The organism is Bacillus sp. Cr_A10, assembly GCF_029222665.1.
In the GTDB taxonomy this organism is placed as follows: Bacteria; Bacillota; Bacilli; order Bacillales_A; family Planococcaceae; genus Psychrobacillus.
Genome location: NZ_JARHXR010000001.1, coordinates 1 through 14335 on the forward strand (window position 1 = coordinate 1; position 14335 = coordinate 14335).

Annotated in this window: 17 protein-coding genes; 1 reads left to right on the forward strand and 16 read right to left on the reverse strand. The window is 36.5% G+C overall.

Features of this window, described 5'->3' with window-relative positions; all coding sequences use genetic code 11:
- Positions 1-250 precede the first annotated feature (250 nt).
- The 8 genes from P2Q73_RS00005 to phnG are packed head-to-tail and all read right to left on the reverse strand — an operon-like array spanning position 251 to position 6826.
- Positions 251-1054: a PHP domain-containing protein gene (locus P2Q73_RS00005; protein WP_056828838.1), complete on the reverse strand. Its 804-nt coding sequence runs from the start codon at positions 1052-1054 to the stop codon at positions 251-253.
- Complete coding sequence (gene phnL / locus P2Q73_RS00010; protein ID WP_275782530.1) at positions 1044-1766, reverse strand: phosphonate C-P lyase system protein PhnL; 723 nt, start codon at positions 1764-1766, stop codon at positions 1044-1046. Before phnL ends, P2Q73_RS00005 begins: the two co-directional genes overlap by 11 nt.
- Before the next feature lie 20 nt (positions 1767-1786).
- Positions 1787-2968 carry a phosphonate metabolism protein PhnM gene (gene phnM, locus P2Q73_RS00015; protein WP_056828842.1) on the reverse strand — a complete coding sequence of 394 codons (1182 nt, stop codon included), beginning with the start codon at positions 2966-2968 and terminating at the stop codon, positions 1787-1789.
- Between the two features lie 14 nt (positions 2969-2982).
- Complete coding sequence (locus P2Q73_RS00020; protein WP_275782532.1) at positions 2983-3822, reverse strand: ATP-binding cassette domain-containing protein; 840 nt, start codon at positions 3820-3822, stop codon at positions 2983-2985.
- Positions 3815-4681 (reverse strand): alpha-D-ribose 1-methylphosphonate 5-phosphate C-P-lyase PhnJ, encoded by an 867-nt coding sequence (locus P2Q73_RS00025; RefSeq protein ID WP_275782533.1) that lies wholly within the window; start codon positions 4679-4681, stop codon positions 3815-3817. The genes P2Q73_RS00020 and P2Q73_RS00025 overlap by 8 nt, the downstream gene beginning before the upstream one ends.
- Positions 4671-5786, reverse strand: a complete 1116-nt coding sequence (locus tag P2Q73_RS00030; RefSeq protein WP_275782535.1) for a carbon-phosphorus lyase complex subunit PhnI — start codon at positions 5784-5786, stop codon at positions 4671-4673. The genes P2Q73_RS00025 and P2Q73_RS00030 overlap by 11 nt, the downstream gene beginning before the upstream one ends.
- Positions 5786-6382, reverse strand: a complete 597-nt coding sequence (gene phnH, locus P2Q73_RS00035) for a phosphonate C-P lyase system protein PhnH (RefSeq protein WP_275782538.1) — start codon at positions 6380-6382, stop codon at positions 5786-5788. The genes P2Q73_RS00030 and phnH overlap by 1 nt, the downstream gene beginning before the upstream one ends.
- Positions 6383-6403: 21 nt before the next feature.
- Positions 6404-6826 carry a phosphonate C-P lyase system protein PhnG gene (gene phnG, locus P2Q73_RS00040; protein ID WP_275782541.1) on the reverse strand — a complete coding sequence of 141 codons (423 nt, stop codon included), beginning with the start codon at positions 6824-6826 and terminating at the stop codon, positions 6404-6406.
- A 360-nt stretch (positions 6827-7186) separates the two neighbouring features.
- Here phnG and P2Q73_RS00045 point away from each other — a divergent pair, with 360 nt between their 5' ends.
- A complete protein-coding gene (locus tag P2Q73_RS00045; protein ID WP_056828855.1) occupies positions 7187-7378 on the forward strand; it encodes a hypothetical protein in 192 nt (63 codons plus the stop codon).
- Positions 7379-7398: 20 nt separating this feature from the next.
- Here P2Q73_RS00045 and P2Q73_RS00050 read toward each other — a convergent pair whose 3' ends face one another.
- From P2Q73_RS00050 to P2Q73_RS00085, 8 genes are all read right to left on the reverse strand, one after another.
- Positions 7399-8124: a GntR family transcriptional regulator gene (locus P2Q73_RS00050; RefSeq protein WP_275782545.1), complete on the reverse strand. Its 726-nt coding sequence runs from the start codon at positions 8122-8124 to the stop codon at positions 7399-7401.
- A 374-nt stretch (positions 8125-8498) separates the two neighbouring features.
- Positions 8499-8816: a hypothetical protein gene (locus tag P2Q73_RS00055; RefSeq protein WP_275782546.1), complete on the reverse strand. Its 318-nt coding sequence runs from the start codon at positions 8814-8816 to the stop codon at positions 8499-8501.
- 2 nt (positions 8817-8818) lie between these two features.
- Entirely contained in the window at positions 8819-9157 is a 339-nt protein-coding gene (locus P2Q73_RS00060; protein WP_056828861.1) for a YrdB family protein, read from the reverse strand.
- On the reverse strand, positions 9154-9846 hold the full coding sequence (locus P2Q73_RS00065) for an MBL fold metallo-hydrolase (RefSeq protein WP_275782549.1): 693 nt from the start codon (positions 9844-9846) through the stop codon (positions 9154-9156). The genes P2Q73_RS00060 and P2Q73_RS00065 overlap by 4 nt, the downstream gene beginning before the upstream one ends.
- A gap of 9 nt (positions 9847-9855) precedes the next feature.
- The gene (locus tag P2Q73_RS00070; protein ID WP_275782552.1) at positions 9856-10473 is read right to left on the reverse strand and encodes a TetR/AcrR family transcriptional regulator; all 618 of its coding nucleotides are present in this window, start codon (positions 10471-10473) and stop codon (positions 9856-9858) included.
- A gap of 119 nt (positions 10474-10592) precedes the next feature.
- Positions 10593-11363, reverse strand: a complete 771-nt coding sequence (locus P2Q73_RS00075; protein ID WP_053590934.1) for a sporulation protein — start codon at positions 11361-11363, stop codon at positions 10593-10595.
- 346 nt (positions 11364-11709) lie between these two features.
- Entirely contained in the window at positions 11710-13161 is a 1452-nt protein-coding gene (locus P2Q73_RS00080) for a putative bifunctional diguanylate cyclase/phosphodiesterase (RefSeq protein WP_056828866.1), read from the reverse strand.
- Positions 13162-13366: 205 nt separating this feature from the next.
- Positions 13367-14275, reverse strand: a complete 909-nt coding sequence (locus P2Q73_RS00085) for a DUF2971 domain-containing protein (RefSeq protein ID WP_053590936.1) — start codon at positions 14273-14275, stop codon at positions 13367-13369.
- Between the last annotated feature and the right edge of the window lie 60 nt (positions 14276-14335).

Genomic DNA, 14335 nt, shown 5'->3' on the forward strand with positions numbered 1-14335 from the left:
AAGCGATTTTTATGACGTCATCTACTTTTGCATCCTTCGCGCCAGCAGTTCCTTCTGAGCAAGCTGATAAGAATAGAGCAACTACTAAAACCAGACTGATGATAAACCAATTTTTCTTCATCAATAATTCTCCTTTTCGCTAAATAAAATGGCGTTACAATGTTTTAACCCAGTCGTACGTTTATATTGAAACATAAATTATTTACCAATTGTGTAAATTTACAGTATCTTTAAACACTATTAACCTTATTTACATCCTCTCAAAGGACGGGCTGACAATATCTCCGATTTCAACTATTGCTCCATAAGCACCGTGATAGTCTGTACCACCTGTCATAACCAAGCCATATTTTTTTGCCAAGACTTCTATCTTTAGATGGTCCTCTGCCGTGTGGTCTAGGTGGTTTCTTTCAATTCCGCCTAATCCAACCTCTAGTAGTTCTGGTATCAACTCATACGAATCCAACTGGCCAGGATGAGCGATGACCGCCATGCCCCCATCTGCCACAATAGCTTTTACTGCCTCAAACACATCAATGTATTGAATATCCCCTGAGGCAACTCCACTCCCTTTAAATAGACTTTTATATAGCTGCTTGTACGCTGGAGATGTATAGGCAGCATCTGTTAAATTGTGCATAATATGTTGTTTATAAATGGTCTCGGATGGTTTGGCAGATTCCTCAATAGCCTCTTTATCTAGCTCGTAGCCCGCTAATTTTATTTGTTCCATTTGCCAGAGGGAATGTTCCTGCCGCCTTTTTAACAATGGATCACAAATAGCTTGAATATGTGGTGCACTAGGATGATAGTTATATCCAAGAACATGGACTTTACGGTTCCTTTTATAGTCGAAGGCTGAGATTTCAATACCAGGTATAACTTTTATTCCGTATTTTCTCCCTAGTTCGAGAACTTCCGAAAGCCCTTTAACGGTATCATGATCGACAAAACTAATATGTGTAACACCACGCTGACTAGCTTGCTTCATTACTGTTTCCGTATGCTCCGAACCGTCGGAGTAGCGACTATGGACATGTAAATCAGCTTTCATAGCTAACCGTCTCTTTCGCAACTGTCATTTGTCTTGTTTGCATATCATAAACCTTGTCACAAAGCCCTTCCATAAATTCAATGTCATGAAAGATGCCCACTAAAGTGGTTCCTCTGTTTTTCAATTTCTCAATCATTTCACGAACCTTTACTTTTGATTGTTGGTCTAAACTTGCAGTTGGCTCGTCTAGTAATAACAATCTTGGTTTTTTCACGGTTGCCATCGCTATGTTTAATCGCAATTTTTCTCCACCGGAAAATGTATTAGGATAGCTATCCCATAATTTTGGATCCATTTCAAAATGTGTTAATGCTTTTTCTGCCTCTACAAGGGCTACTTCCTCTGTTTCGCCCATTTCAAGTAATGCATTAATAACGAGCTGGCGACAGGTCGTTCTCGGCATGACATTCAAAAACTGAGATACATAGCCAATCTCATACTTACGTAAATACAACATTTCTCTTTCTGATATATTAGCCAAATCAACTAGTCCAAAGCGTTCTGAGTTATAAAAAATATTGCCGGCGTCAGGTAAATAAGAACGGTAGATGCTCTTTAATATCGTCGACTTACCACTACCACTTTTCCCAATAATTCCAATGAATTCTCCCGCGTCCAATGAGAAATTAATGTGCTCAATTGCAGGAATCGTTTTGCCTAAGTGATGAATAGTGAATCGTTTACCAAACTCTTTAACATCTAACAGCGTCATGTTACTACCTCCTCGTTTCACTATTTGATCCGATAATGCGTAGTTGTTATTAAAGCACCGTTTACCATTGTTGCAGTCAGCATCGGATAACCGTCTTCCATTCTTTCAATTACAAGAATGTCGGCTTTCTTCCCAACCTTAATAGATCCTAATTCATCATCCATTTTCACCGCTTTAGCAGGATTTAAAGAGACCATCATAAACATTTTGTGTAAGTCATTGCCGTGCTTTTCATGCAAATCAAAAATAGCGTGGAGTAATGCAGCTGGATAATAGTCACTACACAAGATGTCTACACAGTCATTTGCAATGGCTTCTGTTGCCGACAAATTCCCAGAGTGGGAACCACCTAACAATACGTTTGGTGCCCCTGCTATCGTATGTAGGCCCATTTCCTTAGCTTTTTTTGCTACTTCGAGCGTAATAGGAAATTCACTAATTGTTGTTCCAAAGGATTTTACGAGCTCTAGCTTTTGAATTTCGTCATCATCATGTGAGGCGACAGCAATCCCTCTTGATATAGCAAGCTCTGCCACTTCTTTTATTTTCTCAATCGTTAAAAACTCAGTGCTTTGTCGTTCCGCGATTAATACATTCACATCGTCATCAGAAATATTGCGATATCCCTTTAACGTTTCGCGATACACTTCTAGATTGCGGTATTGTCCTTGCCCTGGGGTGTGATCCATAAATGACAGTAAATGCACTTTGCCATTTTCGATATTTTGAACAAGGCTGTCAATCTCATCGACATTATCTATTTCGAATCGAGCATGTAACCGGTGACGGATTAAATGTAGCTCGTGATGCGTAGCATCTATTGCATCTACCATTCGTTGAATATTGTTCGGATTTCGCATTGGTTTATGGGTAAAAACATCCTCACGGTAAAAGGAAAGCGAATGAAACATCGTAGTAATTCCGTGGCTAATTAATATTTTCTCTGCTTCTCTTAGGCTAATATTAAAATCCATCATACTAGTAGGTCTTGGCGATGCTATTGTTTCAATATAATCGGAATGAATATCGATAAATCCAGGAGAAATGTATCCTCCTCTAGCATCAATGAGCTCAGCATCCGAATAATTCGCCACCGATTCTTGAGGGATAATCGCTTGAATGACTTCTCCCTGCACTACTACAGCATATCCGTCTACTATTGCTTCCTCTGTTATGATTTTCCCATTATGAATAATGTACAAAGTCACCGCTCCTCTTATAATAATGAGTAAACTAATTGCTGGGTGTACTCATGTTGTGGATCTTCAAGAACTTGATCGGTCAAGCCTTCTTCAATAATTTTTCCGTTCAACAGTACAATCGTGCGGTCTGCAAGCATCCGTATAACTGCTAAATCATGAGACACGACAATCATGCTAATTCCTAAATCTCTTTGAATTTTTTTGATCAAATCAAGTACATTTGCCTGTACAGATAAATCGAGACCAGTCGTTACTTCATCTAAAAAAAGTATTGGTGGGTTGTTCGACAATGCCTTTGCTATTTGAACTCTTTGTTGCATCCCACCCGAAAAGTTTCGAGGCTCTTCTTTCATTCGATGCAATGGGATATGCACGCTTTCCAGCAATTGTTTACTCGTTGCTTCCATAACCGCTACATTGCGATTGCCTGCCGCGATTAGTTTCTCCGCTATATTACCGACAGAAGAAAAGTTCATTTTTAATCCATGAACAGGATTTTGATAAACCATGCCGTATACATGATTTCGAATCGAGCGTTTTTGCTGGGAGGATAGTTCAAAAACGTTTTTCCCAGCTAAAAAAGAATCATTAATATACGCTTCACCTGAAGTAACATCTGAATCGAAGTATAGGCATTGCATCATCGTCGATTTACCACTTCCACTCTCGCCCACTATCCCTAGTATTTCTCCAGGGAACAAATCAAATGAAATATCTTGGCAAGCATACACAGTCCCACAATGCTTACAGAAATTTTTCTCTAACTCCCTATTTTCAATTTCTCTACACTTGTAGCACCCTGTACCAAATTGTTTTCGTAAGTTTTTTACTTCTAATATTGGTTCCTCATGCATAGCTGGTTTGCACCTCAGCTTCCTCTTTCTTATTTAACTGGTCCAAACAGTAGTTTGTGTCGTTACATTGATAAACGGTTTTTCCTGTTTGTTGATTAATTAATTCATCTAAGAAGATATGTGTAGAACCACATAAGTGACATCGCTGACCTTCAAACGATTCGACTGCAAATGGGTAGTCCTCAAAAGCAAGGGATTTTACATCTGTATAAGGAGGAACTGCATATATTTTCTTTTCACGTCCAGCCCCAAGAAGGATTAAAGCTTCAGAATGATGCATTTTGGGGTTATCAAATCTAGGGATTGGACTTGGTGCCATCACATAGCGATCGTTTACGTATACCGGGTGGTCTGCCGCAGTAGCCGTTTTGCCGTATTTCATAATTTGTTCGAAAAGCAATAACCATGCACCACTATAGTCATCTTCCGCATGCATTCTTTTCGTCAAAAGTTCTTTTGCCTCCACAGGCCGGAGGGGTTCTGGCGTCGGTACTTGCAAGACGAGAATTTGGGCATTTGTTAAAGGAACTTCTGGTATTCGGTGCCGTGATTGAATAAGAGTCGCGTCTGCAGTTTTCTCTGTTATTTCAACACCAGTCGTTTCATGAACGAGTTTTTTTATACTTACAGCATTTACAGACTCGTCTGCTCCTTGGTCAATTACTTTCAGCACATCTAACTGACCAATAATTGATAGGGTTATTTGTAATCCACCTGTTCCCCAACCTCGTGCAATTGGCATTTCTCTTGAAGCGAAAGGCACTTGATACCCCGGAATTGCTACTGCCTTTATAATTGCACGTCGAATTTCTTTCTTAGATCCTTCATCGAAAAATGCAAAATGTGTATTAGCTTTCAACTTTCTGCACCCCTTTCTTCACTTGACGGATACTATCCAGTTTGGATTGGAACGTAACATAATGAGGTAGTTTCAAGTGAGAAATAAATCCTGTAGACTCGACAGAATCTATATGCAATAACACAAATTCTTCATCATGCGTCGGAAAATTGGATTCGGGATGCTCCAAACATTGATCTAAAATGCTCATAGCTATTGCCTTTGTTTCGTTTTGTCCATAACAAATGCCATAACCAATCTCTAACTCTAGTTCATATTCGTTGTTCTCATTTTTCACATTTGTTGGCACAAATGACTCTACCTCAGTCACTCTAATTTCTCCTATATAAAACTCATCTTCCGCACTGTGCTCCATTTCATTTGGATGTTGCACATAAATAGGAAGTAAGCCTACACGTACTTCACCGACTGTCGGATGTACCTGGCCATATCCTCTCAATGAAGCATAGCCAAGAGATGTGACAGCTCCCGTTTGTCCACGTGTGAGCACTTGTAGTCTTTCGCTACGCGTAGTTGGGAATTGTATACTTTGCTTTGTAATATCAATAGGAGGGGTATTATCTACCTCATGTGTTTCAAAAAGTCCTTCCTCCCTCAAGTAATCTACTACTTTTGGAAAGTACTTTACTTCATCAAAGGCTTCTATTTGTTTTAATTGATTGTGGTAGTGTTGTAGCCACTTTAGGTTTTCTTCCTGACTTTCTTCTATTAAACTTAAATCGAGCAAACGATGTGTGTAGTCATAAGTTGCCCCTAATAATTGTCCACCTGGAATATCTTTAAAACTTGCCGAAATTCGGCGCTCCACTAGCATCGTTTCCGGTTCAACGGTTTGACTATAATATGGACGAGGTAAAGTGGATCGGTGAGCACGCATGAGAAAAACTGCTTCCTCCATACTTCCTTCCGCTTGCTTTATCGCAAGTGCAGCCAAGTATGGTGAATACAAACTACTTTCCGACATTACTTGGTCTACCATTCCACGCATCGTTGACATAATTGTGTTAATTTCTATAATTTCTCGGTCTTTAATCCGTTCATATTTTAATAGGTTAATAGATGCTTCTATCGCCTGTGTGCCACCTTTAACTGGAACGTAACCCATTAGCTCACCTCCATGTTATTGATTGTAGTTGTTCGAGGGATACAGACTACTTGCTCATGTTCATCTGTGAAAATCAAATCAATTCCAAGCGGATATTCCTTTGTTTTTTCATTTCTTGCTTTCCACATAGATTGATCAAATCGTGTTTGTACCTGACACTTATGTTGAATCCCTGGACCTGTTAACATCCACTGCCCCTCGTCAGAAAGAGGAGTGCTTTCTATAATCCAAATCGAAGACAGCTGCGGATCAATAAGGGTACCGTTTTTACATTGTTGCATAGCTTTTTGAATTACCGTATCTGTATCGTCTCGTAGTACGATGACAAAATCTGCTTCGTTAATTGGTGCATATCTCGAGGATGTATATTCTGAAATTTTTTCGATTAGATCCTTTTGCTCCTCGGAAAGGATATGAAAAGTGGACTCTGCGTCTAAAAATGTCATTGCACTTAAAATAGTTGCATTGTAACAAGGAAGATTAAAATCCACTCTTTCTGCAATTTCAGAAAGTGACGAAATGGTACCGGGCCTCGACATACTGTGCAATATTTTTCTGTAAACTTGCTGTAAATCGTGTACTTGATCAATTGCCATATTATCTCTCCTATTGGTTTATTAAACTTCCATCGTCTCAAAGCTAACTCTCGTTTCGAATAGTTCCGCTTGTCTTTTTGCACGCTCTATATTAATTTGTTTTTCTGCTTCTATGAGTACTGCTTCCCACGCTATCGTTTCATTTAATTGTGCTTTATATGCAGCATCAATAATCGCTAGATGGTGTGCTAGTTCGTCTTTCATGCCTACAACGATTCCTATTCCAATGCGTTTATTAATCTCTACTTTTGCTTCCGTAATTAGGACCTCTCCTATATAAAACAGGGAGCTTTTCGCCGTTTCTCTCATCTTGATCATAGTCAACCCATATTGCGGTGCTAAAATCTCTCGGCATTCATATGTGTCTATAATAGATTCTGCAAACTTTTGAGCCAATTGGGGATCGCCCTGAATGAGAATCTCAGTTCTTCGTCTTCTTTTCATATGGATAAATCCTCCTTTGCAAATTCATCTTAACTTGTCGCCAAGTGGTTGTGTTTTAAGGCTCCGTAAAGCTTTTGTAAATGCCCTTAACAATTGGTTGGGAAAAAGCGAAAATGCCTTTGTTGCCTAGAGGGTAAGTAGCTGAATTCTGGATATAAAAAAGGACAGGTGCTAGACCTGTCCGGGTAAGAATTTATAAAATTTGAGCATTTGGTTGCTTTCGTTTAAGTATTGGTTGCTTTACTTTGAATTTAGTTGCTTTATGTTGCATTTGGTTGCTTTCATCAATGATTTGGTCTCAATTAGGATTATTTATCCATTTATGATAGGATTAGGTCATTAATGTACGGAGGATAATAGATGAAATTTTTCAGAGAGTATTATTATCTACCTCTTTTTATTGGATTATATATGATTTATCTTCTATCGGATTATTCTAAGAACCAAACATTCAATTGGGTAGATAATGCCTTACAAGCATTGTTTATTACTGCCTTCTATATATTTTTTACTTGGGCATTCTCTAGTGATAAAAGCAAAAAAAGCAAATAACCGAATTGTTATTCACCTTTTCATTCCATCGTTATATCGTATTTAAATTTATCGCTTCGATAAAGTATTTTTGTATGTTCTAATACTTTATTGGAGTCAACATCTATACAATCACTCTCTACAACAATGAGCGGCACCATGCTTTTACAGGATAGTAACTGTTGTTCACTTGAAGTCGGAAATGTAATACTTAACAGACTTTTTTTACTTGTAAATTCCTTATAACCCAGGTTTCGATAATATGCAAACATCGACTCAATCTTAGGTCCATCCTGCGCAATTCTTGGAAACGTTGTTTCACTCACAAAGGAAGAATGAATAGCAATTGGCTTCTCATTGATATAGCGTATTCTTGCCACTTTAAAGACACTATCTTCTTTGTTTAAATTCAAGCTTTGATATATTTGTTCATTATAAGCAATCTTTTCGCAAACAACATTTTCCGTCTTTAATTCATAACCCGATTGCCTCATTTTATCTGTAAAACTTGTTTTCCCAGTCAGATGCAATTGAATTTGTATAGACTCTTCTTTTAAGTATCTTCCTTTTCCTTGTTTAGAATATATATATCCTCGTTCTTCTAGTTTCGTTAGAGCATTTCTTACTGTCATTCTTGGTACTTTATATTTTGTTGCAAGTTCATTTTCAGAAGGGATTTTCTTCCCTTGTTCCATTGACTTTGAAACAATTTGATGCATAATGTCATCAATAATTTTAGTTTCTATATCTGTTGAAATAAAAATCATCTCCCTATGAATTTTACTGTTTTTATTAATTGTACTATATCAATTGGAAATGGCTAAACAGAAAAAAACCAAGAACTAGAATCCGTTCTGGTCTTATTAAAATCTTATATAAAAAAATTCAAATAATTATAGGGAGATGCCAAAATAAAATGAAAGTAAAAGAAATGCAGTCATCGCGCAACCGGCCATAATTCCTTTTCCCTTGTGTGCAAATACTTCTTTTTTCAAGGCATAGCTAAAGTAAAAGAAACAACCGATTGCAAGTAATAATGCCTCAAGCAGAACACTTCCGGGAACCGTTTCCCATAGACCTAATCCTAAGAGAGGGAGATTACCGATATTACCTGGCAGAATTGGCATGTCAGGGCGGTGAACTATAAAATCAAGAATCCATGGCTAAATACGACGGCTCCTGTGATAATACCAGATTTCCTACCCCATAATTTTTTAGCTAGCAATGCTGCTAAAACGGAAAGGATAAGTGAACCTACTAAAGAATGCGTGTAGAATGCATAGATCATATCATTGCCATATCCACCATCTCCTATGGATTCTATGTTCTCTAAACCTACCAAATTAAATGGAATAAACACAATATCAAGCAATTGTGTGCTGACGATTAGTGACCATAGTGGCGTTTCAGGGGTTTTACTTTTCACAGCAGCGGATATTCCGAAATGTCCTGCAAACAAAGCTAACGACCTCCTGTATACATCAAAGCCATTCCTATCATAACTACTACTCCATATATAACCGCAAGCTTACTATTTCCAGAAAAATATAGGGAGGCAGTTGCTAAAGCAAATACAATTAGCTGTAAAATAATTCGAACTGGAATAATTACAGGAAAATTGGCTTTAGGGGCAATAAATGCCCCCCAAAAAATAGCAACAAGAAGAGGGGTACCAATTCCAAATAATAACTTTAAAAACCAGGCGTAGTTCAGATGAAAACCCCAATACGAAAATGCGGCAAGCGCACATAATTCCATTAGAAAAAACAGACCATACACTGTATATTGAGCGATTATCATGATAACCCACCGCCAAGTTTTATCTCCATACTTCTAATATAGTTCTCTAACTGATCTGCCGGACGTTCCACCGCATTGCCATGGCACACCTCTAACAGCTTTGGTTTTAACTTACTTATGACGGATGCGCTTTTTACTGCTTGATCCATATCTGCTGTGAACATCGGCATTGGCGGTTGAAGCTTACCTTTCTTTGAAGTGAAAAGATCCCCTCCCAACAATATTTGATCCTTTTCGTGGTAATAAACGACATGACCTGGTGAATGCCCTGGCGTAAAAATAGGGGTAAGTCCACCAATCGGTTGCATGTTGCCAGTCTTATCCTCTAGGAGTGGTTGACTTAATTTTTTCGGTAAGTTTGACTCTAGTTTCTTTCTTTTAGGATAGACAATTTCCCCTTCCATATAAGGAATTTCTATTTGATGTGCGTATACAGGCACATCGTTGTTTTTTAAAATCGATTTCACAGCTCCAACATGATCAGAATGCCCATGCGTTAATAGAATTCTTCGCAAAGGACCAGCATTCAATTGGTTAATAAATTTCATAATTCCATTTGCCATGACAGGCATTCCAGCATCCACCAATGTAACCCCGTCCTCTTCAACAACAACCCATACGTGAATCGGAATAATCATCCATGTTTTTAAACTCCAAATATGGTCCGATATCTTTTTTGCTTTCATCATCTATTCCCCTTACTTTAATTTTTCTTTAAAACCTAAAATAAGAATATCCACTGCAAGGTCAAACGTCGGTGTGAGTCTTTTCATTAACACTCCAAGCGGTTCATGTTGATACGAGTACGTACTCAAAATCCCATTTAGGCTGTAATAATAAATACGAGTAAAAGCTAGCAGTTGTTCATTGTTTGGTAGAGAAAGGATTTTCTGAATGAGCCCTTTCATTATGTCAAAAATTTCTATTCGAAGTTTATTGATCTCTAATTTAGGTTCTTCGTCTACTCTGGAAGATTTAGCATTGAAAAAAACATCATACATACTTCGATTTTGTAGGCAAAAGGTAATATACTCACGACTAATTTCTTTTAGTTTACCTTCTGAAGATAATGTATTTATTTTCAAAATTTCGTTGAATTGTTCTTGTAATTCTTGTAAAGATGGCATAGAGAGCTGATGAAGCAATGCTTCCTTATCTTTAAAATAAAGATAAATCGTCGTATGTGAACAACCTGCATTCTTTGCTATTTCTCTTATCGTTACTGCATCAAAACCCTTTTCGGCGAATAAATTACCAGCAGACTTTAAAATTTCTTGTTTTGTTTCTTCTGAACGTTGCTCTTGTTTACTTTTCAACTAATTACACTCCTCATAACTAACCATTGGTTATATTATAACCAATGGTTAGTTGTGTTGTCAAATATACCCTAGAAACGAATTTCATCTCTAGGGTTTTAAATAAAAGAATTACTTTATCAAGCGTATTTAGTAATGACTTGTTTTAATTTTTCCTGTAAAGTTGGTAAGTCTCTTGTAGTGATCGTTAGTCTAATGTGACTTTCATCCATTTCTAATGCCTCTGAAAGAAAACCTCCAAATCCTCGTGCTCTTCGGTCTACTTGGATAAGTACATCTGCTGATTGTTCCGTTTGGGAAAGGAACAAAATCTCTAATTCATCTAATCTTCCTCTATATACTGCGCTAGTAGGAATGAATTCAAATTCCTGAACGAACGGAAACTTATTGTGGTATCTTCTAGAAGCTTGCTCACATTCCGCTTTTCTCAATCTAAATCCTAGTCGTTCTATTTCGTCTAAAATCTGAGCAGCAAGACTTGTTGGTCTCACTCCTATGAAATCTTTGTCTTTAGGATCTGCACCATTTTTAATATCTAGTCCTGTGCCAACCCATACTCTCGTATTTCCTATAGTGATTGGTGTATCCACTGGAAGGGCAAATGAAAATGGAACTACTTTCGTTTCATTAACTCCTATTGTTAAAGGCTCGTTTACTTTATAGTTAATCACCGAAGCAACATCTGTGTATTTTCTATCGTCCGATTCACGGATATACGTTGTATACACTGTCAAATAAATGGAGTCTATTTGTTGTTCTATATTTCCCCCATAAATTTCAACAACGCCTCTCATTGTTTCGCCAGCAACATACTCTGACTTTTCCAGTTTTGTATCTACTTTGGCTCCACCAATTCCAACACTTGCAAGGACTTTATTAAAAAATGACATTAGAGACCCTCCTAGAATTTTTTTATCACTATCTATACGTAAGAAAATATTTTTAGTTTCATAATTTTATGGCAAACATAAAAAATTAATCCACAAGTTACCTTACACCGATCTATTAACATTTTTTATGTGTATATACATATTTCACAGGCTAATACTATATTAATTCAGTAAATGCTTCTCTTATTTTTATTCATATTTCAGCTGTATAATTATTAACTAATAAAAAGAGGCCATCAACTTGAAAAATAATCAATTAATAGAGATTATAAAAAGCAACTTGCATAGGTCTTAGGAAATTCAGGTAACCACTCCTCCAGGCAAAATGATAAAAAGAGTGCCAGGTTTAATACCTGACACTCTTTTTGAAAGAAGGACAAAATTCTTTATGCCATTGTACAAGCTCATCCGCTTTCATGGGCCTGGCGAAATAATAGCCTTGTATAATCGGTTTTTCACATGTAGTAGTTAAGAATTTTACTTGTTCCTCTGTTTCGACTCCTTCGAATATGATTGCCAGATTTAACGAATGCCCTAAATCGATTATTGCTTGCATTATGGACGAGTCTTTTTTCGATTCTGGTATACCATCTATAAAGGATTTATCGATTTTCAATGTGGAAATAGGCATTTTTTTTAAATAAGACAAGGAAGATACACCAGTACCGAAATCGTCTAATGCTACAGAGAATCCTTCCTTGCGGAAAGTGCTTACTGCTTGTATAGCGTTCTCTATATTTTCCACAAAGCTAGTTTCAGTAATTTCCAATTCTATTTCATGTGGCTCTACCCTATATTTACGTAAAGTGCTTTTTAGTACATCCAATAATAGTGGGGAAGTCACATATTGCCCAGGAATATTGATTGCTACTTGCTTAAATGTAATTCCATCTCTTTTCCAATCTGCTATTTGCTGACAAACTCGTTCAATTATCCAATCTGTCACATGAACAATTCGATTATTTCTTTCTAAAATGGGAATAAAAATCGCTGGGGATAAAAAACCATGAGTCGGATGGTTCCAACGAAGTAAGGTTTCCACCCCAACAACAGCATTGGTAATTCCATTAACCTTTGGCTGGTATACAATAAATAACTCTTCATTTTTTATCGCCTGTATTACATCTTCCTCAATTTCTAATTCAAACACATAGGTATGTATAGCTGAATCATAATGAATGATCTCATAGTTAAATTCAATAGATGGAAAATTTAAGACAGCAAGAGCATTTGTGTACATATTAATCGTTTCATCTAGGTCATATGCTTTAGAAATAGCACATACTGCTGGAAGATAAATTTCATATCCTTCTATTACAAATGGTTTTTGTAAACTTTCTGCTACCTTTTCCATTATTCTATGTAGGTGGTTTACCCCATCTAAATGATTGGAATGAAATGCAAAGCGATGACCATCAAGTCGGTAAAGTACTATCCCAGGTGTTTCAAACGTTTTTAGTAGTATTGACAATTGATTAATTACCTTGTCACCAAATTGATAATCCCGTTCTCTATTTACATGTTCAAAATTATGCATATGCCAAATAGCTAAGCACTGCGGGACATCGGTTTTTTTAATCTTTTTCTCGAAAAAGCGTCTATTAGGCAACTTAGTTAATGCATCAAAATAGTTAGAACGATGTCTAACAGCACTGTTAAACAAGTTATAGATTAGAATAGGAACAATAAGCATTGTTATTATTAGACCTATAACTGTTATATTCCATTTTATTGTTATGAATGCTGGATATTGATTAGAGAAGTAAAATAGTTCTAAAAAATTATCATAATAAAGCACTTTAGTCCCTACCTTTAGAGGTGAAATGTACTAAAAGTATAACATATCAGCAAGGCAAAATAATCCAAAATTAAAAGGACTTTCATATCATTTATGAAAGCTCTCTCAATCAATTTCCAGTACTTTTGATAAAAAAGCACTTTATTTTTACCATTTTATTAATATTTTTATTAAATGACTATACTCGAATTTTTTAATCCAATCGTTATCTATAAGGAATTTTTGATACTTTAATCGGAACAGAAGAATAGCCACTGTTTTTCAAAAAATATTTAACGCTTCTTGCAGTAAATTCATTTGTTCCAGATGGTCCGATTATTAGTTGGTTTATAGGTAGTTTATTATTGTTCTCTTTTGCTTTATTGTGCATCTTCATTTCTATATAAGGCAATATAATATTATCTCTTGCACGGAAGTTTAAATCATGTTGATAATGCATACTTTTGGAGTTTGTCACAATAATACGCCATTCCTTTTCCTCAGAAAAAGTGGAATGCTTAAATAGTGGCAAAAAGTACCCGATCGTTCTCGCTACCTCTTTAGGTGCATAGTCCGGTTGCATACCACTCAGCTCCACACTTATTAAGGCTACATCTATAATACGTCTAATAATTCGTTCTTGTACTTTTTGATCATAAATTACTTTGCGGGGAAAGAAACTTTGTTCACTTAATTGAAAAGAGTCATCGAATAAAGAGGTGAAGTCAAAACCAATAGATATCCCGTATTGGCTTCTACTATAACCTCTCCATTGACTTAGTAAGTCGCCACTCTCGCTAAAAGAAACAACAAAAATATCAGTATCCTGTTCCTCTAAAATTGCAAAAACCTCTTCTAAATAACTTCTTCTAGGATTGTCCAACGGGAGTTCATTGATCAGTTTTTTTACTATACTTTCACAAACCTCTAATCCATGACTATACTCTTTTGAATCATTCATAAACTTAATATGGGATGCCCAAAAAATTTTGTTACTAATAATTCCAAGTGCTCCATCAAGATTCGTATAATGATATAAAGCCTTAATATTTTTAGTGAAATATTTTTTAAACTCGTTACTTATAAAAGGGACAAGTGACTTGAAATCCATTTTTTCCATACTTAGCTTATTCATGCGATTATCTAAGCTCCTGTCTAATGGGATAACCTTATTTTAAAGGTAATCATCCTTGAT

Excerpts from the sequence above, each read along its gene's own strand:
- P2Q73_RS00005 (WP_056828838.1), bottom strand. The coding sequence starts at position 1,054 with ATGAAAGCTGATTTACATGTCCATAGTCGCTACTCCGACGGTTCGGAG.
- phnL (WP_275782530.1), bottom strand. The coding sequence starts at position 1,766 with ATGACGCTGTTAGATGTTAAAGAGTTTGGTAAACGATTCACTATTCAT.
- P2Q73_RS00020 (WP_275782532.1), bottom strand. The coding sequence starts at position 3,822 with ATGCATGAGGAACCAATATTAGAAGTAAAAAACTTACGAAAACAATTT.
- P2Q73_RS00030 (WP_275782535.1), bottom strand. The coding sequence starts at position 5,786 with ATGGGTTACGTTCCAGTTAAAGGTGGCACACAGGCGATAGAAGCATCT.
- phnH (WP_275782538.1), bottom strand. The coding sequence starts at position 6,382 with ATGGCAATTGATCAAGTACACGATTTACAGCAAGTTTACAGAAAAATA.
- phnG (WP_275782541.1), bottom strand. The coding sequence starts at position 6,826 with ATGAAAAGAAGACGAAGAACTGAGATTCTCATTCAGGGCGATCCCCAA.
- P2Q73_RS00045 (WP_056828855.1), top strand. The coding sequence starts at position 7,187 with ATGAAATTTTTCAGAGAGTATTATTATCTACCTCTTTTTATTGGATTA.
- P2Q73_RS00050 (WP_275782545.1), bottom strand. The coding sequence starts at position 8,124 with ATGATTTTTATTTCAACAGATATAGAAACTAAAATTATTGATGACATT.
- P2Q73_RS00060 (WP_056828861.1), bottom strand. The coding sequence starts at position 9,157 with ATGATAATCGCTCAATATACAGTGTATGGTCTGTTTTTTCTAATGGAA.
- P2Q73_RS00065 (WP_275782549.1), bottom strand. The coding sequence starts at position 9,846 with ATGATGAAAGCAAAAAAGATATCGGACCATATTTGGAGTTTAAAAACA.
- P2Q73_RS00075 (WP_053590934.1), bottom strand. The coding sequence starts at position 11,363 with ATGTCATTTTTTAATAAAGTCCTTGCAAGTGTTGGAATTGGTGGAGCC.
- P2Q73_RS00085 (WP_053590936.1), bottom strand. The coding sequence starts at position 14,275 with ATGAATAAGCTAAGTATGGAAAAAATGGATTTCAAGTCACTTGTCCCT.